At 48.5% G+C, this 21,673-nt stretch carries 19 protein-coding genes; 7 read left to right on the forward strand and 12 right to left on the reverse strand.

The genetic code is table 11. The annotated features are described in order from the left end of the window. Positions 1–32: 32 nt before the first annotated feature. From IC230_RS26485 to IC230_RS26505, 5 genes are all read right to left on the reverse strand, one after another. The gene (locus IC230_RS26485) at positions 33–1,244 is read right to left on the reverse strand and encodes an ATP-grasp domain-containing protein (protein ID WP_191042080.1); all 1,212 of its coding nucleotides are present in this window, start codon (positions 1,242–1,244) and stop codon (positions 33–35) included. Positions 1,245–1,399: 155 nt separating this feature from the next. Beyond that, a complete protein-coding gene (locus IC230_RS26490) occupies positions 1,400–1,834 on the reverse strand; it encodes a hypothetical protein (RefSeq protein WP_191042081.1) in 435 nt (144 codons plus the stop codon). A gap of 81 nt (positions 1,835–1,915) precedes the next feature. Further along, the gene (locus IC230_RS26495) at positions 1,916–3,397 is read right to left on the reverse strand and encodes a leucyl aminopeptidase family protein (RefSeq protein WP_191042082.1); all 1,482 of its coding nucleotides are present in this window, start codon (positions 3,395–3,397) and stop codon (positions 1,916–1,918) included. Between the two features lie 79 nt (positions 3,398–3,476). Further along, a complete protein-coding gene (locus tag IC230_RS26500) occupies positions 3,477–4,553 on the reverse strand; it encodes an alpha/beta hydrolase (protein WP_191042083.1) in 1,077 nt (358 codons plus the stop codon). An 87-nt stretch (positions 4,554–4,640) separates the two neighbouring features. Continuing rightward, positions 4,641–5,069: a response regulator gene (locus tag IC230_RS26505; RefSeq protein ID WP_191042084.1), complete on the reverse strand. Its 429-nt coding sequence runs from the start codon at positions 5,067–5,069 to the stop codon at positions 4,641–4,643. Positions 5,070–5,479: 410 nt separating this feature from the next. On the opposite strand from IC230_RS26505, the gene IC230_RS26510 reads away from it, so the two are divergent. From IC230_RS26510 to IC230_RS26535, 6 genes are all read left to right on the forward strand, one after another. Further along, positions 5,480–6,646, forward strand: a complete 1,167-nt coding sequence (locus IC230_RS26510; protein WP_191042085.1) for a DUF4856 domain-containing protein — start codon at positions 5,480–5,482, stop codon at positions 6,644–6,646. Between the two features lie 77 nt (positions 6,647–6,723). After that, positions 6,724–7,893 carry an imelysin family protein gene (locus tag IC230_RS26515; protein WP_191042086.1) on the forward strand — a complete coding sequence of 390 codons (1,170 nt, stop codon included), beginning with the start codon at positions 6,724–6,726 and terminating at the stop codon, positions 7,891–7,893. Between the two features lie 30 nt (positions 7,894–7,923). After that, positions 7,924–9,273, forward strand: coding sequence for an HTTM domain-containing protein (locus IC230_RS26520; protein WP_191042087.1), 1,350 nt, complete (start codon positions 7,924–7,926; stop codon positions 9,271–9,273). A 154-nt stretch (positions 9,274–9,427) separates the two neighbouring features. After that, entirely contained in the window at positions 9,428–11,842 is a 2,415-nt protein-coding gene (locus IC230_RS26525) for a TonB-dependent receptor domain-containing protein (protein WP_191042142.1), read from the forward strand. A 77-nt stretch (positions 11,843–11,919) separates the two neighbouring features. Further along, positions 11,920–12,210 (forward strand): nucleotidyltransferase family protein, encoded by a 291-nt coding sequence (locus tag IC230_RS26530; RefSeq protein ID WP_191042088.1) that lies wholly within the window; start codon positions 11,920–11,922, stop codon positions 12,208–12,210. After that, positions 12,203–12,550 (forward strand): HepT-like ribonuclease domain-containing protein, encoded by a 348-nt coding sequence (locus IC230_RS26535; protein WP_191042089.1) that lies wholly within the window; start codon positions 12,203–12,205, stop codon positions 12,548–12,550. The genes IC230_RS26530 and IC230_RS26535 overlap by 8 nt, the downstream gene beginning before the upstream one ends. Positions 12,551–12,670: 120 nt before the next feature. On the opposite strand, the gene IC230_RS26540 is transcribed toward IC230_RS26535, so the two are convergent. From IC230_RS26540 to IC230_RS26570, 7 genes are all read right to left on the reverse strand, one after another. Continuing rightward, complete coding sequence (locus tag IC230_RS26540; protein WP_191042090.1) at positions 12,671–14,323, reverse strand: SulP family inorganic anion transporter; 1,653 nt, start codon at positions 14,321–14,323, stop codon at positions 12,671–12,673. A gap of 148 nt (positions 14,324–14,471) precedes the next feature. Further along, entirely contained in the window at positions 14,472–14,771 is a 300-nt protein-coding gene (locus tag IC230_RS26545) for a hypothetical protein (protein ID WP_191042091.1), read from the reverse strand. Positions 14,772–14,897: 126 nt separating this feature from the next. Then, complete coding sequence (locus IC230_RS26550; RefSeq protein WP_191042092.1) at positions 14,898–16,265, reverse strand: HAMP domain-containing sensor histidine kinase; 1,368 nt, start codon at positions 16,263–16,265, stop codon at positions 14,898–14,900. 3 nt (positions 16,266–16,268) lie between these two features. After that, the gene (locus tag IC230_RS26555) at positions 16,269–16,952 is read right to left on the reverse strand and encodes a response regulator transcription factor (protein ID WP_191042093.1); all 684 of its coding nucleotides are present in this window, start codon (positions 16,950–16,952) and stop codon (positions 16,269–16,271) included. Between the two features lie 225 nt (positions 16,953–17,177). Next, positions 17,178–18,389 (reverse strand): sialidase family protein, encoded by a 1,212-nt coding sequence (locus tag IC230_RS26560; protein WP_191042094.1) that lies wholly within the window; start codon positions 18,387–18,389, stop codon positions 17,178–17,180. 2 nt (positions 18,390–18,391) lie between these two features. After that, positions 18,392–20,758, reverse strand: a complete 2,367-nt coding sequence (locus IC230_RS26565) for a TonB-dependent receptor (RefSeq protein WP_191042095.1) — start codon at positions 20,756–20,758, stop codon at positions 18,392–18,394. A gap of 100 nt (positions 20,759–20,858) precedes the next feature. Continuing rightward, on the reverse strand, positions 20,859–21,236 hold the full coding sequence (locus tag IC230_RS26570) for a hypothetical protein (protein ID WP_191042096.1): 378 nt from the start codon (positions 21,234–21,236) through the stop codon (positions 20,859–20,861). A gap of 179 nt (positions 21,237–21,415) precedes the next feature. Between IC230_RS26570 and IC230_RS26575 the strand changes: the two genes are divergently transcribed. Beyond that, positions 21,416–21,667 (forward strand): hypothetical protein, encoded by a 252-nt coding sequence (locus IC230_RS26575; RefSeq protein ID WP_191042097.1) that lies wholly within the window; start codon positions 21,416–21,418, stop codon positions 21,665–21,667. Positions 21,668–21,673 lie beyond the last annotated feature (6 nt).

Genomic DNA, 21,673 nt, shown 5'->3' on the forward strand with positions numbered 1-21,673 from the left:
CCTCATTACGGGCCAACGCTCGTGGATACTAATTAATTTGTAGGCTTGTCGGGAACGGGAGCCGACGCGTGGAATTCCTGGTAGATTCGATGCATGTAGTTGTCCAGCAGACTCAGAATACGTTCCCGGTCGTTCGATTGGACAATCAACCCGACGTGGTATTCACGCTTAATTCGCCAGTTGATTTCCGGTTCGGTAAATACCGACATATCTGGCCATTGCTGCCGGGCCAATGACACAATCAGACCTGCATACCCCCCTGTATCGACGGGTGGTACGTAGTGTTCTTTACAGGCCATAGCCACTTCGAGTTTAGCCCATTCGCTCCAGAGGTTCACCCCCGATGCGGCTTCGACCATCTCGGCAATATGCGCTCCGCCCACTCGTGATGCTGTTTCCAGAAAATACAGTTCACCATCGTGGTCGCCCCGAATAAATTCGGAATGCGAGGCACTGAATCTCATTCCGAAAGCACTCAATACCTGATCATTAATCTGATGAAGCGCGTCGGTTTCGGGTGTATCAAGTGGCAACGTAACCGTTCGAAATACGCCACCCCCGTGAGCTACTTCCATAGGCGTTGCCAGATATTGACTGACACGGGTAAAAACGGCTTTTCCGTCAACAGACAACGCATCGACGTGATAAACTTTTCCGGGCTTGAACTCCTCAATGAGATAATGGTGGCGATTATCGCCCAGCAAATGAATGGCCGACCAGGCTTCGTCCAGTGAATGTACTTTTCGAATACCCGTCGCCGACGCTTCGGAGCGCGGCTTAATCAGCCAGGGTGCTTCCGTCGTCTGCAAAAACGCTGTAACGGTTTCGTCATGAAACAATGAACTGAAAGCGGGTACACGAATCCCTACCGAAGCCGCCCGCATACGCATGGCCAGTTTATCACGGAAATAGCGGGAGGTTGTCTGACCCATACCGTCGATACGGAACGTCTCCCGAATGAGGGCGCCTTTTTCTACGTCGAAATCATCCAGCGCCACTACGCGATCGATTTTTCGGGAACGCATCATGTGCGATAAGCCCAGTATCATTTGTTCTAGATCTTTCGGGGCATTGCTCGGCGAGGGCAGAAAGAAGAATTCGTCGATGGCCTCACGTGGCCAGGCTTCGTTGGCGAGTTTCTGATCCGTCAGCAGATAAACGGTATTTCCCAGCTCCTTGCAGGTACGCATGAAATCGTGCCCTTTGAAAAACGTAGCGATGCACAAAAATGACAGTTGACTCATATGGCGGGTGCTTATTTCGACGAAAAAGATACGGCCAAAAGATTAAACAACGAATTTTTCTGATACTGATTCACAAATTTCTCCATAGATAAACCAACAAAACCCGACAGGTGCCGGGTTTTGTTGCTAACGTTCTATCCAAACCAGGAAAAACCTTATTTCGAAGCCGTGAAGCTAATTTTTGCTGTCAGGAACGGATAATCAGTCGCATTAATTGTATTGTTACTCCAATAGCCGACTTTAGTCGTACCATCATACAAATCAACATTCGTACCCGATTGCTGTAGATTAATGGTTTTCGAATCGGTAATGGACTGACCGCCTACTGCGCTGGTTATCGAATAAGCCGCTGTAATTTGTACCTGATCGAGCGCACTCCCATTACGGGCTACGACTACGGATGCCGCCGTAGGGGTAGCGGGAAGATTAGCAGGTAAACCACCAATAGCCGTTACTCGATACGTACCGACCAGGTTGGCCGCTAAATCAGGGGGCGTTGTCGTCTCCGATTTTTTACACCCAACTACGTACATACTTCCGAGAGCAAGCAGCATTAGTAACCGGGTCGTGTGAATGGATTTTGCTTTCATGATTAATTCAGTGTTGTTCGTTAATTAGCTAAGTAACGAACAAAAGAGCGTCAGGTATCAACCTGAATGGGTTAAGTCTTTCTATTTTCCGTGATTTTCGTCAGTCAGCGTCTGTAGATACGCCACCAGTAACCGAATGCCAAAGCCCGTCGCGTTTTTCTGAGAGCCGAATTCATTATCTGCGAAGGCCATTCCAGCAATATCTAAGTGTGCCCAGGCAGGATGTTTTTCGGTAAATACTTCCAGGAACTTAGCCGCGCTAATAGCTCCGGCAATGGGTTTACCACTGAAATTTTTCAGATCCGCTACGTCCGATTTTATATCCTCGCGATAAACATCCCAGATCGGTAGCCGCCATACCTGTTCGCCGGTTTGGTTTGCAGCCTGAATGAGTTGCGTGGCTAATTCGTCGTTTGGCGTAAATAGCCCAGCTGCATGATACCCTAATGTCGCAATGACGCTACCAGTCAGCGTCGCCAGATCAATTACTACGTCGGGCTGGAAATTACGAATCATATACCCCAGCCCATCGGCCAGAATCACACGTCCTTCGGCATCGGTATCAATGATTTCGATGGTTTTGCCGATATACGACGTAATGACATCACCGGGTTTGGTGGAACGACCGTCGGTGGAGTTTTCCGTAGCTGGAACAATGCCGATTACGTGAATGGGTAGCTCAAGTTTAGCTGCTACTTCGACCGTACCGAGTACAGCCGCAGCGCCCCCCATGTCGCTTTTCATAAGGTGCATATTTGTCGACTGTTTAATCGACACGCCACCCGTATCGAACGTAACGCCCTTGCCAACTAAACCTACTTTCGGCGGGTTATCAATCCCTTCAGGCTTGTATTCGGCAACGATCAACACGGGCGGTACGTCGCTACCCTGACTCACGCTCAACAAGGCGCCCAGTTTCTGTTTTTCCAGTTCTGCCTTGTTGAGCACCGTTACGGTATAACCATATTGTTTACCGGACGATACAGCCCAATCGGCCAGCGTTTGAGGCTTTTTATAGTTAGCTGGCGCGTTCATTAAATCCAGCATTTGCCGCTGCGTTTGTGCAATGGCTTCCGCCCGAGTCAGCGCTTCCTGGGCTGAAGTCAGTTGATCATCGTTAACGTAGAGCGTCAACTGACCAGCCTCCGAAAAGAAAGCAGGGCCTGCCGGCTTATCGGTCTGATACAGTTTAAGATCATAACCTCCCCAACGAACACCCAATACTAGAGCTTCTACTACGTTACTGTCAAAGGCGGTCAGGTCAATACCGAGTTGCGTCGGCAATTTAGTTTTCTGATCGAAAAACAGTTTACGAAAAGCCCGTAGCCAATCGATATCCTGAGGATCAGTACCCAATCCAAGCAGATACGTTTTATATCCCTCAGCATTGTATAACGGCAGAACCTCCTTGGCTTCGGCTTTAAAATCGCGTTGCAGAGCCGAAGCTGGTATAGCCAGTCTGGACGCTAGTTCGGCAAGTTGATCGGCTAATGATTCGGTTTGTATGACCGGGATAATCAGATCACCAGTGATGGGTGACTGGGCAGTTAAGGTAATGTTCACAGGAGAAATGAGCGTTAAATGCGTTCAATAGTTCCGGTTCCAAGTTGTTGGGTCTAGCCGAATATTGAACGACGTATTGTTAATAAAATAGCCACTCGACCGCTTTCGGAAATTCGCGGCTCCAGTGCGCTTCCTGATGAATGCCGGTTGGGTCAACGGACAGATGAATATCGATTGGATTACCACCATAGTTCTGCCGCACCAGTGCTTCATTGAAGCGCTGAATGCTAGGCACCATGTAGCTTGATTCTTTTTCACCCCCATACGCATAGACTTTCATCGCTACAGGTGCCTGAAAACGAATGGCATCAAAATAAATCTTGGGCGAAATCCAGAGAGAAGGAGAAAACACCAGCAGCCGGCCAAAAACCTCGGGATGCATCAGGCCGGCGTAAATACTGATCAGTCCGCCCAGGGAACTCCCGCCAATGCCGGTATGGGCCGCATCGGGTAAAGTACGGAAACTCCGGTCAACAATCGGTTTTAACGTACGACTAACAAAATCTAAATAATATTGGCCCCTCCCCGCTCCCGCTCGGGTGCGGTGAAGCGTAAATTCACGGATACGTTCGTCATTTCCATGATCGATAGAAATTAGAATCACTTCATGGTGGTTTCGGGCAGCCAGAAGCGCCATTTTCTGATCAATTTCCCAGCTACCGTAGCCACTCCCCCCCCCAAACAAATTCTGGCCGTCGTGCAGATACAATACCGGATAGCGTTTGTCCGTATGGTCGTAGTCATGCGGCAGTAACACATGCACCCGGCGCATCCGATCGAGCATAGGTACGTCGAACGTGTCGCCCAGTAATCCTATTTTGGGTAGAAAGGCCGGATTGAAAGGCATTCCGAACCATCGCCAGTGGGGTACATGTTCCCGCTTTACATCAACGGTACGTACTACGGTTCGGTTAGCAACGCTTTCGCCCGACGCATCGAGTTCAACATGATCCCAGCCGCCACGGGTGTATTTATACTCCAGTTGTTCAGGTAAATTCAGTTCCTTCGAAAATTCATATTCGTACTGCCCCGGACCAGTTGGTCGCATTTGAAATACCTCTAAATCGGGGAGCCAATCGCAGAAATTGCCCGACACAAACACCGGGCGGTCATCAATGGTATGTGTACTTAATTCTAAACGTAGTGATGAAGACATACGTACAGAATCGGATACCAGGGGAAGTTGGTTCAGATCAGGCCGAAAAAATTATGGTTCGGGACGGGTGATTTCTGGGAGATGAGCTTACGCTAATGCCCATTCTTCGGTCAAGTCTTTAACGAGGTTAACTAACTGATTATAATTCGCTGGCTTCGTTAAAAATTGATTAGCGCCCAGGGCTAAACTGCGCTGACGGTCGGAATTATCGGATGAAGTGGTCATCATAACAACCGGCAAGTGGGCAAATTCAGACGTTTTACGGAGTTGCGCGAGCGTATCGAAACCATTCTGCCGGGTCATGTTGATGTCCAGCAGAATCAATTGAGGTAATTTATCGCAGTTCGTTAATTGGGCTAATAGTTGATCCCCATCGTTGATCGGCAGAACTAAAATCTCTTTGTCAAGATCTTCAAAGGCCGATTGGATAAAGATCTGATCGTCCTCATCGTCGTCAACGACCCAGACAGAAGGTGTGGTGTTTAACATAATACCCGTTGAGAAGTGAAAAGCCATGACGAGCACTCGTTTAAAATGAGTTGTAAATCGCAAAGCTTACTTACCGACTGACTACGGTATAGTGAAAAATGAATCTCGCTGATTCGCAAAACAGTACTAGGTAGTTAACTTTTGGAGCGCCCTGAACTGGCTTTTTACGAAGCCAAACTGTGGATGTGTGAATAACGAAGCTTGAATCAAAGATAGGTCTTTCTTAGCTAATTAAGCAACTTTTTTAGCACAATTAATAACAATTTAACTATTTTCTTACACCAGCTCAGTGTAATAAAATAAGTCTACTACTTAAAACAAGGACCATTGATATTCAATGGGTTACATTTTTCTTCTCAAATATTTATAGCCTATATTTATAATAAGTCTAAATACTACTTACTTTTGAACGAAAATTATTCATAAGCCATTTGATAATGTTAAAACTAAATTTACTTCTTCGATTTGCGCCCGTCCTCTTGCTTATCGCAAGCCTGTCAGCTTGTAAAGAGGATAACCCAATTACTGTTTCTCCGCAGCTTCGCCAAAAAGTAGATTATGCCAGGCTAACCGATACTACTACGTATGCCAATTTCTTTGTCGATGACAAAGGCGCTAAAACCGTCGATCTGACCAATAGCGCTAACCGCCTGCTGATGTTCCGGGCCATCAATACGTACAATGGCACAGCCGCCAGTTCGGGCGCTGTACTCGACGCGACTGTCCTGAAAAATATGTTTTCGAACACGGGCAGCCCATTCTCGGGGACGGCCAATACAGCCTTAAATACATCGGGTGTTCAACTGCGTAATGTAACAGCTTCTTCGTTAGCAACAGCTGATGCTGAAAAGGAACGGACAACGATCGAAGCGGCTTTCCCAGCAATCGCTACGGCCAGCAAATCGGCAACCGCCACCGCTTCGGAAGGCAAAGCCGGTAAATTAGGTACGTATCTGGTCGATGAAAAAGGCATCGAGTGGGCGCAGATTATTCAAAAATCGCTCATTGGCGCTTTCCAGGTTGATTACATCGCTAACGTTCTCCTGAGTGATAAAAACTTAGCTGCGGATAACCTGACACTGGTTTCCGGTAAAAACTACACGCAACTGGAACAAAACTGGGATGAGATCTACGGTATTCTTACCGCGAACCCTGTCTACGGTGCAAAAGCGACTACCACTTCATCCGGCGAAAGCTTTATCGGGTCGTATCTGTGGGAGTATAATAAAGATGATTTCCCAAAAATTAACAAAGCCCTTCTGACCGGTCGGGCGGCTATTGTCAATAACGACATGACAACGCTGAAGACACAGGCAACCTTCATTCGGTCGGCGATGGAAAAGGCTATTGCGGCAGCGGCCCTTGGCTACCTGGGTAAATGGAAAACGGCTGGCACAAACGTCTCTGCCGCTGCCCATGCGATGGGTGAAGGCCTGGGTTTCATTTATAGCCTTCGCTACGCTAAACTCAACGGTGCCGATGCCACTTTCTCGGATGGCCTGCTCAACAATCTGGTTTACTCCGCTCCGAACGGATTCTGGGGGCTGACCAATACGAAGATCGACGCAGCTTCCAGTGCGATCCAGACGAAGTTTAAATTATAAGCAACAAGGGATTACTAACCTCATTTTTAGGATCAGCAGAGCGGTACAGGACGTATCGCTCTGTCCCTTTTTAGATTATGACACGATTCAGGTGGAAACAGATCGGGTTTGCGTGCGCCTTCGTGGGCGCTTTATGGGCTTGTGGTGGTGGCGGAGGAACCGATAATTCCACACCAACGCCGACACCGACCAATCCTACTGACCAGGCGAGCAGTGACCGAAAGGCGATGCTAACGAACATTGCTGATAATATTATTCTGCCCAGCTACGCAAATTTCAAGACGAAGTTCGACGCGATGCTGGTTAAATCAGATGCGTTTGCGGCAAAACCCGACAAAACCACGTTAACGGAACTTCGACAATCCTGGGTTGATGCGTACACCGAATGGCAAAAAGTTGAGTTGTTCGACGTTGGTCCAGCCGAGCAACGTACCCTCCGCAATTTCTTCAACATTTACCCGACCGACGTAACGGGCATCGAAGCCTATGTAACCGCCGGTTCGGGCGCGTTCGACGTACCGGCTTCGTATCCTAAACAGGGCTTTCCCGCTTTAGATTATCTGATCAACGGTCTTGGCGCAACCGACGATGCCATTGTGGCGCGTTACACAACGGCCGCGGACGCTGCGAAACGAATTGCTTATCTGAAACGGCTGACCACGCAGATGAATTCGATGTTCACCACCGTCTATACAGACTGGACGACCGGCGGTTATCGCGATACGTTCATTAACTGTACGGCGTTGAATGCTGGTTGTTCAACCTCAAAACTGGTCAACGGCTACGTACTCAACTACGAACGCTACATCCGGTCCGGTAAATTCGGGATTCCATCAGGCGCCATGGCGAATGGTACGGTGGCGCCCGACAAAGTGGAAGGATATTACAAAAAAGACCTTTCGCTCACACTGGCCAAAACAGCGCACCAGGCTACGATTGACTTCTTCAACGGTAAGAACGTAAAAACCGGGCAGGAAGGGCCTGGTCTAAAAACGTACCTGAATTCGCTGGGTGCTAAAGACAGCAGCACCGGTACATCGCTGGTCGATATTATCAACAAACAATTTGACCTGACGAACCAGCAGCTTAACGTATTAAAACCGAATCTCTCCGACGAGGTAAAGACCAATACGGCTGCAGTGGTTGAAGTCTACACGCGCATGCAAAAAGCCGTTCGGATGCTCAAAGTTGACATGACGACGGCCATGAGCATTACCATTACGTACACAGATAATGATGGAGATTAATTAAGCAGCCATCAGTGATAATTAATAAGTATGCGAAACTATCTTCGCAAAACGACTTCGGCGGCTCCGTTGGCGGTTTTCAGAATCTTGTTCGGACTAATGCTCTTCGGGAGCATTGTTCGTTTCTGGAGTAAGGGCTGGATTGACGAATTGTACGTAAAGCCCCGTTACTTTTTCCCGTTCTACGGCTTTGAGTTTGTGCATGCACTGGGTCAGAATACTTATCTGCTCTTTGCGGTCTGCGGCTTGTCAGCCTTGCTTGTGGCCCTGGGACTGTTCTATCGGGTAGCCATTATTGGGTTGTTTGTCAGCTTTACGTACATTGAATTGATCGACAAAAGCACGTACCTGAACCATTACTATTTCACGAGTATGGTTGGCTTACTGCTCATTTTCTTACCGGCTCACGCGTATTTTTCCGCTGACGCATATCGCCGTCGCACGCTGTTGGCCGACCGAATTCCAGCGTGGTGCATCGATTCACTTAAGTTATTCGTCGCGCTATTGTATTTCTTCGCGGGACTGGCGAAACTAAACAGTGACTGGCTATTTCATGCGCTCCCGTTACGTATCTGGCTACCGGCTCATAACGACATTCCGATGGTTGGTTTTTTGTTCAACTACCACTGGATTCCGTATGTATTCAGTTGGTTCGGCTGTCTATACGATTTGAGTATTCCGTTTCTACTCCTGAACCGCCGAACACGTCCCTGGGCCTACGTAGCGGTAGTGATTTTTCATGGGTTAACGGCGCTACTCTTTCCCATCGGCATGTTTCCATACATCATGATCGTAACGGCGCTGATCTTTTTCTCAGCGGACTTTCACCAGATAATTATTGATCAGATAGGCGTTTGGTTCTCCGCATCAACCCGATTTATGCGGCCGTATCGAGGGTATACGTACCAGCCACTTGTAACGAAGGCGATTCTAATCAGCTTCGCCGTCTTCTTTACGATTCAGTTGCTGTTTCCCTTTCGGTATCTGCTTTATCCAGGCGAGTTGTTCTGGACCGAACAAGGTTATCGGTTTTCCTGGCGCGTGATGTTGATGGAGAAAGCCGGGTATGCCCAGTTCACCGTAAAAGACAATTCGGGAAACCGCATCATTGTCAACAACACCGAATTTCTGACGCCTTTGCAGGAAAAAATGATGTCGACGCAGCCGGATATGATGCTTCAGTATGCTCACTTGCTGCGCGACTATTACGCCCGGCATGGTTTTCGTTCACCACAAGTCTACGTCGATTCTTACGTAGCCCTGAACGGACGGATGGGCCGACCACTGATTGATCCAAACGTCGATCTGGCCAATGAACAGGAATCATTCCAACATAAAGCATGGATCACCTCTTTCAATGATACGATTTACGGTTTTTAGTTTTTTTGACCTGCATTCAACAAGTGACGTCAGGTTCTTAAACCTGACGAGTGTGGTTTCTCAAAACCGTCTGAACCGTCTTAGACATTCGCTTTTGAGAAACCGCACTCTGTCGGGTTTAAGAACCCGACAACACGGGCACCATCGATTACTTATTAAATCAGCCACTTGTTTCTTTTTTTTAGTCAATACGGTAACCGTTCTCGCTCAACATCGGCTTTCGGGAACGGTACTGAGCAGGCAGGACAGTGTGGCTGTAACCGGATGCACCATCTATCTGAACAATGGTAAGCGCTCTGTTTTAACCGATAGCCTGGGCCAGTTTTCGTTTACCGATCTGCCGAATGGGCACTACGTATTGCATACCAGTTCGCCTGATTTTAAGTCTGCCAAAATCTCGGTAAATCTTGCCGAACGCGATCAGTACGTAGTGATTCAGTTGGCCAGTCGGCTCGAAACGCTGAGCGAAGTGACGGTTACGGACAAGCAGTCTGATTTTGGATTTACGCGGATGCGGGGTGTTGAAAGCATGGGCATTTACGAAGGCAAGAAATCAGAAGTGATTATCCCAGAGCAATTGGTAGCGAATTTGTCGACCAACAACGCCCGACAAATTTATGCGCGGGTGGCCGGTTTGAACATCTGGGAGAACGAAGGCGCAGGCTTGCAATTGAGCGTTGGCGGTCGCGGACTCGATCCGAACCGGAGTTCAAATTTCAACGTCCGGCAGAACGGCTACGACATCAGCGCCGATGCGTTAGGCTATCCAGAAAGCTATTATACACCACCGATTGAAGGAGTTGGTCGTATTCAGATTGTGCGGGGTGCGGCTTCGCTTCAATATGGTACGCAGTTTGGTGGCTTGCTCAACTTTGTGATGAAAAAGCCCATTACCGATCGTACGTTCGAGCTAACAGCCCGGCAAACGATTGGGTCATTTGGTTTTTATAATGCCTTCACCAGCGCCAGCGGTACGATTGGAAAACTGAGTTATTACACGTTCTTCCAATACAAAAAAGGCGATGGCTGGCGACCGAATTCCCACTTTACCAACTACACGGCTTTCGCCGATATCGATTACCGCTTTTCGGAACAAACAACGCTGGGTTTCGACATTACCCAGATGAGCTACTTAGCGCAGCAACCCGGTGGCTTGACCGATGCTATGTTCGCCGAAAATCCACGGCAAAGCAATCGGGAACGGAACTGGTTCAAGGTAAACTGGACCATGCCCGCGTTGCATTTCGATCATAAAGTCAATGCCAATAACGAGTTAAATCTGAGGCTGTTTGGCTTATACGCCTATCGCTATTCGCTGGGTTTCCGCCCAAACCGCGTAGCGAGTATCGACGATATGAGCGAACGCGATTTAATCAAAGGCGACTTTCAGAACTACGGTGCTGAAGCGCGGTACCTGAAGCGGTACTACGTTGGTAAAAAGCAGGCCGTTTTGCTGGTGGGAGGCCGGTATTATCATGGGTACAATCACAGCATCCAGGGATTAGGCAGCACTGGCAAAGACGCCAATTTCAACTTTATCGATAATGAGCAGGCCATCGCATCAGACTACCAATTCCCGAATCGGAACGTAGCGCTGTTTGCGGAAAACATTTTTTATATTGGTGATAAACTGTCCATTACACCTGGGCTTCGCTACGAGTACATTCATACGACAGCCGATGGCTTTTATGGCACCATTGCGCGCGATTTGGCCGGAAATATTATCAACTCCGTTCGCACCAGCGAAGCCCGGACCAACAACCGGCAGTTTGTGCTGGGAGGCATCGGCATCAGTTATAAACCAGTAGCCCAGCTTGATATCTACGGTAATCTTTCGCAGAATTATCGTTCCATTACGTTCAGCGACATGCGAATTGCCAACCCCTCTCAGGTAATTGACCCTAACCTACAGGATGAAAAAGGGTACTCATTGGACGCCGGGATACGTAGCACGCAAACGACACTGTACAATTTCGACGTTAGTCTGTTTTACCTCAACTACAATAACCGCATTGGGGAAGTACAGTTCTACGACCAGAACGACCGGGTCCTGCGTCGTCGGGGCAACATTGGCCAGGCGGTTATTATGGGACTGGAATCGTACGCCGAAGCTGATTTTCTGCGATTGGTCAATCCGTCAAACGCCAATCTAAGTGGCGTTTTATTCGCTAACGTAGCGTTGATTCATTCGACGTATAAAGCGAGTGAAATCGCCGGGGTGGTCGGTAATCAGGTGGAATTTGTACCGGATATAAATCTGAAAAGTGGGGTTCGGTTAGGCTATAAAAACCTGAAAGCGTCATTTCAATACACGCACTTATCGGATCAGTTTTCCGATGCAACGAATGCCCGCGACGGTGGTGTTTCGGCGGTTATCGGTCTGATTCCAGCCTATACGATTATGGACGCCAGCCTATCCTACCAGTTCCGTCGGTTTCGATTGGAGGGTAGTCTGAATAACCTGGCAAATAAAGCTTACTTTACCCGCCGGGCTACCGGCTATCCGGGGCCGGGCATTCTGCCTTCCGACGGACGTAGCGTATACATAACTCTGCAAGTAAAGCTCTGATTAAAAGAGCTGTTTTTGAAAGCCAGTATCTCCTGATGTAGAAATTATTATTTTTGTCTAAAACGAATTGGCGACTTATGAACGCATTGCAGGATACTCGACGCTTGCTGGCGCAGAATCGGTCACAACTAGCAGCTCGTTACCCAATCCAACGGCTTGCTCTATTTGGATCGTATGCCCGAAACGAAGCTACACCCGATAGTGATGTTGATATTTTAGTGGAATTTAGTCAACCCGTTGGTTTAAAATTTTTCGAACTAGCGCAAGAACTTGAGCAACTTTTAGACAGACACGTTGATCTGGTTTCCCGAAACGGTATAAAACCAGCTTATTTTGCCGCCATTGAACCCGACTTGATTGATGTCTAAGCGTATTCCAGCTTTACTGATAGCCGATATTCTAACCTCCATTGCAAAAATCGAAAGCTATACAAGTGGGCTTATTTATGAATCATTCCTGGCTGATAGACGTACGGTTGAAGCTGTTGAACGAAACTTCGAAATAATTGGTGAAGCCGCTAACCAATTATCGAAAGATTTTCAGCAGAACAACAGCCATATTCCCTGGCATAGTGTCGTTAGTTTCCGAAACCGACTCATTCATGGCTATTTCGGCGTAGATTACGAGATTATATGGTACGTAATAACCGTTGATTTAATCGACCTGAAAAAACAATTCGAGCGACTCCAGGCTGGTTTGGACAGCTGACTTCAATAGCTAATTTTTTGATAGTCTAAAGCGGAATCCCATCAATCGCAAATCTTTTGCTCGATTGATGGGATTCCGCTTTTTGCCTGTGCACAGAGGTTACGGATAATTTTCATGTACCTAGCCTCTAACAGGCGTAGTGTGTAGATTAAGCTTTACGTCACTGCGTCGGTACGTATTGAACAGATCCTTCGGCGTGTAAACGGGTGTCGGATCGCTGATTGAACTTGGTAAAAAGATAACCTGAATATTCCGTTGACGAGCGGCAACGCCGAAATTCTCAATGGTGGAAATCACGTCGCTGTCGATATACGATGAGCTGCTTCCGTCAATTTCTATGATTGCATTATCGGGAACACTCTTCAGTAGCTTTACTAGTTTGGCTTTGCTCAAAAACGAAACGTGCTCACCCAAACTCACCTGGATTCGTTTAACACCGTGATCCAGATCCATTTTAACACGGTGCGTATTTTGGTAATGCTCGTGCAGGATAAAGAAAATGCCCGTAGCCATCCCGATGCCGATACCCGTCAGCAAATCAGTCAGTAAAATTGCCAGGATCGTTACCACGAATGGGATAAATTTCGAAGGGCCTTCCGCGAAAATCGCTTTAAAGACTTCAATTCGGGCCAGTTTATAACCAGTCACCAACAGAATAGCCGCCAGGCTCGCCCACGGAATTTTGTTCAGCAACGTAGGCAGCGTTACGACACAAACCAGCAACAGTGTTCCGTGAAGTAAGGCAGCCAGTTTGGTACGTGCACCGGCGTTGATACTCACCGAACTTCGCACAATAACCGACGTTACCGGAATCCCGCCAATCAGTCCACTAATGATGTTCCCAACACCCTGTGCTTTTAGCTCATGGTTGGCCGGTGTTTTCCGTTTGATCGGGTCCAGTTCGTCCGAAGCCTCAATGGCCAGCAGCGCTTCCAGGCTTGCTACCAGCGCAATAGAAACGGCCGATGTATAAACTAACGGATTAGTCCACTGCGAAAAATCGGGGAACGTAAACAGCTGAAAAAACGCCTGAACCCCTTCAGGAACGGGTAGTTGAACCAGGTGATTGCCGCGTAATACCAAGGGCGGAAAAGCAACGCGAACGAGTTCGTTCAAGCTGATACCCAGTACGACAACGACCAGCGCAGCCGGTACGTTTCTGGCGAATGCCTTCTGTCGAAAACTGGGCTGTTCCCACAAATAAAACACCGCTAGCGATGTTAATGCAATCATAATGGCTACTCCACTAAACTGGCCGAGGGCCATTTGGAGCTGCTCAATGATGTTGAAACCACCAGGCTGAAACAGGGCAAATCCTTCGGCCGCATCGGCGTCGTAGCCAACTAAGTGCGGTAACTGTTTTATGATCAGAATGATACCAATACCGGCCAGCATCCCTTTAATGACAGACGAGGGGAAAAAGTTACTGACGATACCAGCACGAGCGTATCCCAGACCAATCTGAATCAGGCCCGCTATACACGTAGCCAGCAGAAAAGCCGGAAATGAACCCAGTGACTGAATGGCGCTTAACGTAACAACAATCAGACCCGCTTCCGGACCCGAAATACTTACTGCCGAGCGACTGACGAGTCCAATGACCAGTCCACCGACAATACCAGCAATGATACCGGCAAAAAGCGGAGCTCCCGACGCCAGGGCGATCCCCAGACACAATGGAACCGCTACCAGAAAGGAGATCGCGCCCCCCCGGATATCACCCTGAAGGTTGCTTAGATCGATTGATTGAAAAAACGTTGACTTCGTATTCATGCCAATTTCTGGTTGTATAAACCTGTTTTGTGCCTACGCCAGCAGGTCATGGTGCACTTGTGAATGACGCTCAAATCAAGTATACCACAACCTTACTGGGCAGGTCTTTTTCTTCAGTGAGAACATTGAGTAGCGATTGGTTATAGTCTTATAATTCGCTTGTCACCAATGATTTTGCAGACGTAGTCGGCTGGCTTACGGACACTTTTTCCGTAGTTCCTGACTCTATTTGCCGAAGCCGATGCTCCAGTTGAAGAGCCGCTCTGTGCAGTGAATCAGCCCGTTGACTTTCGACCTCAAACTGCGTGCGGTAGTATTTTTTTTCCAGGCGGGTCTGTCGGTTGTCGAAGTACAGATTGAACGCAATGCATCCAAAAATCAACCCCCAAACAGTTATCCAATTGACTAGTTTATTCCCTCTTCTCTTCGAGTTGCCGTTGTTGTTCATGATTCAAAATGGGTTATAGTTCCACTCAGAAATTCACACAACAAAGTTCTTTTAATTAATCACTCCTTTAATTAAGGGCTGGTTAGAAGGCAATGAGAAACCAATTAGAAGCTGATTAGAAAACGATTAGAATTTTTTGGGCAGACGTACCACGAACGTAGTGCCTTTATCGAGTTCGGAAGCCACCTGAATCTGCCCACGGTGAAGCTGGATAATCCGGTACGTTAACGGCAGTCCGACGCCATGTCCATGAATGCGCTTCACATTCTGCGCGCGAAAAAAAGGCTCGTAAATATTTTTGATATCGTCTTCCGCAATGCCAACCCCCTCGTCTTTAAACGCAATCGTTATCCATTGGGCATTGGCATCAAGCACGACATCGACTCGTTTCTTCTCCGAAAACTTACAGCCGTTTTCCATCAGATTGAAAAAAGCCGAGTACAACAGCGACGTATTACCTTCGATGGTGAGTGAAGGCTGAATCTTCTCGATTTCGCCGTCAAACGAGAAAACAACCGAGTAATCAGGTTGTCGATTCATAAGCATCTGGGCCGCCTGATAAATCACCTCATCGATAGCTACTTGACTGAATTTCAAGGGTGTTGCCTCCAGACTAACCAGTGTTAGATTGAGCAGGTTATTCGTCAGTTTGTTCATGCGCTGAATGACCTCCAGCGCCGATTTCCATTTGGCTTCGTGTTCTTCGACCGTACGACGTTTCAGCAGGGTTACTTCGATCTGGCCCGTAATGATCGTCAGGGGTGTACGTAGTTCGTGGGATGCGTTGGCCACAAAATTTCGCTGCACCTCAAACCCTTCCTGCACCCGATCAAGCATGAGGTTGAACGTATGAGCTAGCTGGGCAACCTCATCGTGGTCATTGCCCGCCGTTACGCGTTGATTCAAATTAGACGCCGTGATCTGATCAACCTGGCGCACAACTTCCGAGATTGGCTGGAGTGAACGACCGGCGTAGGCCCACCCAATGGCGCCCACAAGCGCCAGGCTACAAACCAGCCCCACCACCATGATCGTACCCAGATGCCCGATTTCTTCAATCCCGTATTCGTCGTAAGCGGAAGCTACCAATACGTATTCCTGCCCGCCGTGCAAGTAGGTGAACCCAACCACTTCAGCCCGGTTTCGGCGAAAAAATAATTCTTTCTTTTTCCGAATGAGGCTAAGAACCTCGTCCTTTACGATGGAACTATCCCGTGTCGAATAAAGAATCTGATTGTTCTGATTGTAAATATTGATCTGCTCCTCAGGTAACGCAGTGAGGTTATTTCGTTCAATAATCCGCAGCATCCGGGTATTAATCTCGTCCTCATCCAGCAGCAGCCGGGCCGTATTTTTTGCCTTATCGCTCAAGCGAAGGTAGAAATCCCGCTGCCGAAAATATTCGGCGGTGGCGTACACCACAAACGAAAACAGCAACAGAATAGCGGCAACGACACCCACAAAGGTGATCGACAGTCGAGAACGTATCTTCATGCGTTAATCTTCAGCAATTTGCATGATATAACCGATTCCGCTGATCGTATGAATCAGCTTGACCGGAAAATCCTTATCGATTTTTTTCCTCAGGTAATTCACATACACATCCACTACGTTGGTGCCCGTATCGAAATTAAGATCCCAGACGTGTTCCATGATTTCGTTTCGACTAAGGGCCCGATTCGGGTTCTTCATAAAAAATTCGAGCAGGGCCAGTTCACGAGCGGTCAATAACAGTTTATGATTCCCCCGTTTTACGGTTTTACTTTGCAGATTCAGCTCAAGATCAGCCATTTTAAGGGCAGTCAGCTCTTGTGAAACAACGCTGTTACGTCGGTTGAGCGCACGCAGCCGGGCTACCAGCTCGCGAAACTCGAACGGTTTCACCAGGTAATCGTCGGCACCCGCGTCGAAGCCACTCACTTTGTTATCCGTGCTGCCAAAGGCTGTTAGCATCAGAATCGGTAAAGTCTCAAATTTATTCCGGATCATCCGGCACAGATCATACCCATTGATAACCGGCAGATTTACGTCCAGAATGACCGTATCATAATCGCGTTCAGCCAGTTGCTGTTGAGCTTCCATGGCGTTACCCGCCGTATCGGCCTGGAAGTCGTATTCTTCCAAACCACTTTTAATTAGCGCAGCCACCTCCCACTCATCTTCAACAATCAAAACTCGCATAGTATCTCTTTGTACTGGCCCATCAACGACGTCTAAATTTAACAAGCTTATCGAAACGAACTCGCTATTCTTTAATCTGATTTTAATCTACCTCTAAAACACGACAGTCAGGCGTATTGTTAGTGATAATTACTTATCTATAATTAGCTAATTGATAAGGGTAAGGTATCATGGGCTTCAGCCCGTGTAGCTAATCTATAACACGGGCTGAAGCCCATGATACCTTTATAAGTTCGTTAGCAGCCGAAACGTAATCACTGGATTCTCCTTTTCTGTTACCTGTTCATACGCCACCAGTGTACCTGTTTTCGTAATCATCACGGCGGGATATGTCGCGTTAACGGAGTCGGATGTAAGGTATGTTGTGGGGCTGACTACGTTTCCGTCAAACGTTCGCATACCGATTCGCTGCACGAAGGAACCCATTTCGCCAGACCCATCCCGGGAGATCGACTCATCCCAAACCCACATGAGCCGCTGCCCATTTGACGCGATCTGCGGATGTCGGGCCCGATCAGAGAATACGCTCGAAACCAGCTTATCGGAATCCCTACGCGCTAACCGCAGTCCGATGGCATCCTCTTTCCCCGAAAACCAGGTTGTCAATACGTCGTTACCCAATTGCGCGACTACCGGTCCTGCGTGTGGACAGGCATTGACTTGCCAGCGATCCGCAAAAACAACCTTCGGTTTACTGAAGCTTTTACCACCATCGCTCGAAATCGACGTACTGATATCCCGATAGGCCACTTCCCCGCCTTTGGCAGACTGTAAATCGCGATACGTCAAATGGATACGTTTCTGTGCATCGACAAACACATTCGTACGGCAGCACTGGCAGGCGTTTTCATCGACCAGAACAGCTCCTCCGAAGCCTTGTTCTTTGGTCGTTCGCGCAAACACCACCGGACGACCTTCCTGACCCGGTCGTTTTTCATCAAGCCAGACCGCGCCGATTTCACCGTTGGGCAATCGTGTAAGATCACTGAATGAATGGCTTTTCCCCGGCGATGCATCCTGATGAATGGGCTTAGGCTCCATCCAGGTTTTCCCGTTATCTGTTGACATCGTATACAGCAAATCCCCGGCAAAGCGCGACTCCGGCGTTGGACGGGGCACTTCGAAAACAGCCAGTAACGTACCATCAGCTTTCACAGCTATTTTAGGCATACCTTCCGCGTGCGACGAGATAGTTGACGGTGCTTTCACCTGAATTTTCGAGCCAAAGGTTTGTCCCCCGTCTTTCGATACAGCGAAGTAGAATGACGCTCCTTTGTCACCGGCTTTCTCAACCCAGCTCAGCAATGGATTTCCGGCCGCATCGGTCGTCAGGCGAGGTACGGCACCAACGAATTGAGAATCAGAAACGGTTGTTTCGGTGGCAGGCAGTAAGACTAGCAACCAACCAAGGATAGAAAATAGAAAGGAATAGGTCATAATCATTTTCCGGAAAAAGTATACTGAATACCGAATACGAATGTGCGGGGTGCCGCCGGGTTATAAGTCGTGCGATCCGTGGCGTTATTGCCGCGTGTGGCGTTGCTCGCGAACAGAGCATTGGTTACGTTCAGTACGTTGGTAAACAACTCGACACCTCGCCACTGATAACCGGCCCGAACATTGGCGAAGTCATAACCGTCATAACGGACCGTATTGATCTGATTCTGGTACCAGCCCGATACGTGTTGCCACTCCACCGACGCCCGGAAATTTTTAAACCAGGCTGGGTAATAGCTGATTTCGGTATTCCAGAGCGCACGCGGAGCCGACGGCATGTCTTTTCCATTTACGTTCTGTACAACATCGGAAGCGCGCTGACTGAGTGTAAACTCGATGAACCGATGCACCGCATACGTACCACCGAACCGAAAAAACACCTGCTTCGACGGTCGATACGTAACGCCTAGTTCAACACCCCGGTGCAACGTTCGCCCCGCCGATTGGTAATCGAATGAGTTGTCGGGCAGGCGAATATTGAGTAGTTCGTTGGTTCCGTTCATCTGGTAAATCGCCCCGTCGATGTAAACTTTGTTACGTAGCAGCGAGGCCCAGCCACCAATTTCCAGGTTGTCGAATTGAGCGGGTTGCAGGTTGTAGTAGAACAAATCCCCGGCAGCGGTTGGCGTGGTCCGTTTCAGGAAAATCGCGGTCAGCGCCGGTGGCGAAAATCCTTTGGCGAAGTTGGCGTACAATCCCAGACTGGATGGTCCTTTACCACTTCCCAGATCGTACGTAGCGCCGAACTTGGGCGTTACCTGGCTATAGGCTTTTCCTCCCGAACTATTGTCAAGCGCGTTGGTGTAATCGAAAGCCATCTGGTCGTATCGTAGCCCGGCCGACAGTCGAAGTTTGTGTATCGGCTCGAAATCATATTGCAGATACGTTGCTACGTTGTGAATATCAGCCTGGTAGTTGGCCAGTTGCAGATCTGGCCGTTCACGTAGCTGCGTATATTTCAGAACTGATCGCTTGTCAGGTCGTAGTTCGGCAGCCAACTCCGTCTGGTAGGCGTAATACGTGTTCGGTGAAAGATCGAGCGTAGTGCCAACTATGAGTTTACTGTTCAGAAAATTCAGGGGTTGGGTGTGCTGAGCAATGACTCCGTAACTTTTAAAATCGTTGCTGTTAATCTGCCCCGTAGCGGTTGACGAACCACTTGTCCAGCGTATTGAGTAGGTCGGATTTTGCCCGATGCTATTGTCGCGCACAAAAGCGGTGATAAACGACTGCGCCGATGCACCTGACTGTCCATTTCCCCAGTCATGCTCCAGCGTCAGACGGCTACGTAGTGAGTAGGTTTTTCGATACGTAAAATCGGTTGTGCTGACGTACTGTCGGGCAAAAAAAGCCGTGCTGTCGACATTGCCGCTGGTCTGTGAGTTGTAATCATTGTACGAGAACGTACCGGTCAGACGGGTGCGCGGTGAAAAGGCGTATTCGAGCCGGGCGAAATAAGAGGATTTATTGTAATCGGAACTCGCTAACCATGAATTACGCTGCCGCGATAAAAAGCCGCCAAGATAAATCCCAAACTTACCCTGACGGGCACCTGCGCCAAACTGAAGCCGCTGGTAACCCCATTGATCAGCCTGTATGCCAACACGAGCCGTCGGTACAGCCGTTGGTCGCTGGGTAACGAAGTTCACGGCACCGCCTACCGCTTCTGGTCCGTAAATCGACGAGACGGGTCCTTTCACCACTTCAATCGAACTGACCGTAAACTGATTCATTTCGAGCAACGCGTTGTGATTGAACACACCCATCGGCCGAATCGGTACGCCGTCTTCCATGTACAGAAAGTACGAATTAGTGGTCATTGGCTGCCGAATCGCCATCATGTGCTGCTCGTTTCCCAGATTTACCATCAGTACCCCCGGCGTTTTATTGATCACCTCGTAAATAGCGGTTGGCTTGGTTTCTTCAATCAGTCTGGGCGACAGTCTGGAGATGGCCATGGGCGTTTCGGTACGTAGCGCGGCTTCACGGCTACCCGTCACGACCACCGTTTGCAAATCCTCCACGGCTGACTCCAGGGCAATACGTAGCGGTTGGTCCGACGCTACGTCGATTTCCTGCCGCCGATAACCTACAGCTGACACCGTGATTTTGGCTATCGTATTGATCAGGGAGAACCGGCCATTGGCGTCCGTGATCGTACCGAATTTACCGTCAGCCGTTGCCAGCGTTACACCCGGAAGTGGTTCTTTGGTCTGAGCATCGAAAACAAGCCCTTGTCTGACCGACTGCGCCCATACGCAGCCCGTAGTGGTAGCCCATAACCAAGCGGTTATGAGAACTTTATACATGTTCACAGAAGATTTTAGTTTAGATAGAAAAATGGAATAAGCCAATCCAACACCTGTCAACAGGTGCCTGAATTGTTGTTCTTACCAGGAATTAATCGATCTAAACTTGAGGTGGACGTAACAGATCCACTAAGGGAGAAGCGTAAGAAGGAAATTGATAAGAGGGCACGCCCAACGCAGGCAACTCAACCCATCTCGGATTGAACTCGAATAAGTGTCCAGCCTCCCAGAAGAGTTGCACGACCGGCGTATTCTGCACGCGCTCAGTCGTTTCCTTATCCTGTTTGTCCTGCTGTGCTTTCAGTTGTTTGGCCAGGTAGCATTGGCCATCGCAGTGCAGTTGGGGTTTATCGCGGTTTTCGCAGAGAACCCGGGCAATGTAATCCTTATTGACATGATAATACGCAATCGTTCCCCACTGGCTGACCGTTGGCAGCAGCGTCGCAAAAAGCAGGAGAACGATCAGCGCATTTTTCATGACGGAGCAAATGTATAGCAAGATTCTTTTGAGTTGTTCATCCGCCGATTAATTTCCTTTCTCTCTCCATGCCAGACTCGCCCCGAATCCTATTATAAGCCATCAGAAAAAATTTTTTCGATCCTGGGGTACCCGACCGCCTGGTTCGATTGTCTTCTGAGTGATAAAGCCAAAATCCAATGAATGAGCGCAAATTTCTAGAAACCTTATTTGAACGCTATGTCAATAATATGGCCACCGATCATGAGCTGGAGGTATTTCTGGATTTACTTAAACAGGGGAAGCTGGATGAGTTGGCGAGGGCTTACATGGATCGCGAAGCCGAGAAAGAAATAAATCCCGATGTGTCAACGATGGGTCAGTTCCGGCCCTGGATACAATGGCTGAATATAGCTGCCTCCCTGTCCCTGGTTCTGGGGCAGATCGTCTGAAACCCC

The organism is Spirosoma validum (assembly GCF_014699035.1).
GTDB lineage: Bacteria > Bacteroidota > Bacteroidia > Cytophagales > Spirosomataceae > Spirosoma > Spirosoma validum.

Coding starts and splice junctions, on each gene's coding strand:
- IC230_RS26510 (WP_191042085.1), top strand. CDS start 5,480: ATGTTAAAACTAAATTTACTTCTTCGATTTGCGCCCGTCCTCTTGCTT.
- IC230_RS26500 (WP_191042083.1), bottom strand. CDS start 4,553: ATGTCTTCATCACTACGTTTAGAATTAAGTACACATACCATTGATGAC.
- IC230_RS26565 (WP_191042095.1), bottom strand. CDS start 20,758: ATGTATAAAGTTCTCATAACCGCTTGGTTATGGGCTACCACTACGGGC.
- IC230_RS26545 (WP_191042091.1), bottom strand. CDS start 14,771: ATGAACAACAACGGCAACTCGAAGAGAAGAGGGAATAAACTAGTCAAT.
- IC230_RS26550 (WP_191042092.1), bottom strand. CDS start 16,265: ATGAAGATACGTTCTCGACTGTCGATCACCTTTGTGGGTGTCGTTGCC.
- IC230_RS26530 (WP_191042088.1), top strand. CDS start 11,920: ATGAACGCATTGCAGGATACTCGACGCTTGCTGGCGCAGAATCGGTCA.
- IC230_RS26505 (WP_191042084.1), bottom strand. CDS start 5,069: ATGGCTTTTCACTTCTCAACGGGTATTATGTTAAACACCACACCTTCT.
- IC230_RS26535 (WP_191042089.1), top strand. CDS start 12,203: ATGTCTAAGCGTATTCCAGCTTTACTGATAGCCGATATTCTAACCTCC.
- IC230_RS26570 (WP_191042096.1), bottom strand. CDS start 21,236: ATGAAAAATGCGCTGATCGTTCTCCTGCTTTTTGCGACGCTGCTGCCA.
- IC230_RS26555 (WP_191042093.1), bottom strand. CDS start 16,952: ATGCGAGTTTTGATTGTTGAAGATGAGTGGGAGGTGGCTGCGCTAATT.
- IC230_RS26520 (WP_191042087.1), top strand. CDS start 7,924: ATGCGAAACTATCTTCGCAAAACGACTTCGGCGGCTCCGTTGGCGGTT.
- IC230_RS26515 (WP_191042086.1), top strand. CDS start 6,724: ATGACACGATTCAGGTGGAAACAGATCGGGTTTGCGTGCGCCTTCGTG.
- IC230_RS26575 (WP_191042097.1), top strand. CDS start 21,416: ATGAATGAGCGCAAATTTCTAGAAACCTTATTTGAACGCTATGTCAAT.
- IC230_RS26560 (WP_191042094.1), bottom strand. CDS start 18,389: ATGACCTATTCCTTTCTATTTTCTATCCTTGGTTGGTTGCTAGTCTTA.
- IC230_RS26490 (WP_191042081.1), bottom strand. CDS start 1,834: ATGAAAGCAAAATCCATTCACACGACCCGGTTACTAATGCTGCTTGCT.
- IC230_RS26540 (WP_191042090.1), bottom strand. CDS start 14,323: ATGAATACGAAGTCAACGTTTTTTCAATCAATCGATCTAAGCAACCTT.
- IC230_RS26485 (WP_191042080.1), bottom strand. CDS start 1,244: ATGAGTCAACTGTCATTTTTGTGCATCGCTACGTTTTTCAAAGGGCAC.